1 protein-coding gene is annotated in these 1,015 nt (G+C 68.0%); it reads right to left on the reverse strand.

Annotated features, from left to right (window positions below):
• Positions 1–962, reverse strand: a 962-nt coding sequence (locus B4M60_RS15530; protein ID WP_291086116.1) for an AAA family ATPase, incomplete at its 3' end; no start/stop codon positions are given.
• Positions 963–1,015: the final 53 nt, after the last annotated feature.

Genomic DNA, 1,015 nt, shown 5'->3' on the forward strand with positions numbered 1-1,015 from the left:
AGCACGTCGGGACGGTTGGTGGCCGCGATGAGGATGACGGTCGAGCGGTCGTCGAACCCGTCCATCTCCACGAGCAGCTGGTTGAGCGTCTGCTCCCGCTCGTCGTGGCCGCCGCCCGTGCCGGACCCGCGATGCCGACCGACGGCGTCGATCTCGTCGACGAACACGATGCACGGCGCGTTCTGCTTGGCCTTCTCGAAGAGGTCGCGCACGCGCGAGGCGCCCACGCCCACGAACATCTCCACGAAGTCGGAGCCGGAGATCGAGTAGAACGGCACCCCGGCCTCCCCTGCCACGGCGCGCGCCAGCAGCGTCTTGCCCGTTCCGGGCGGTCCGTAGAGCAGGACGCCGCGGGGGATCTTGGCGCCCAGCCGCTCGTAGCGCGCCGGATTCTGGAGGAAGTCCTTGATCTCGTTGAGCTCCTCCACCGCCTCGTCCTCGCCCGCCACGTCCGCGAACGTGGTCTGCGGCATGTCCTTGGTGAACTCGACCGCCCGCGACTTGCCGACGCCGAACAGGCCGCCCTTGCCACCCTGCATGCGGGACATGAAGAAGAACAGGAGCCCGAAGAGGATGAGCATGGGCAGCAGGAACGACGCCATCTGCATGAGGAAGCCCTGCTGCGTGACGGTGGTGTCGTACTTCTCCGGCTCCGCGGCGGCGACCCGGTCGAAGATCTGGTCCGCCGCCCGCTCGGGGTACTTGGCGATGAGCTTGTCCGTCTCCTCGGCCCCCTCCTCCGGGGCGATGGGCGACTTGAGGGTGAGCCGGAGCTGCTGCTCGCGGTCCTCGATGGTCGCCTCCTTGACGTTCTTGGCGTCGACCTGGGCGAGCGCCACCGAGGTGTCGACCTCGGCGAAGCCCCGCTGGTCGTTCGCGAAGAACGAGAACCCGACGATCGCCAGGATGATGACACCCGCGATCGCCACGTTGCGGAAAACGGTGTTGCTCTTGCGGTCCATTCGGTCCTCGTGTGCGAAGGACGGCCCGGCCGGTCGGCGGACCTGTGTGTTCG

The organism is Dietzia sp. UBA5065, assembly GCA_002415925.1.
GTDB lineage: Bacteria > Actinomycetota > Actinomycetes > Mycobacteriales > Mycobacteriaceae > Dietzia.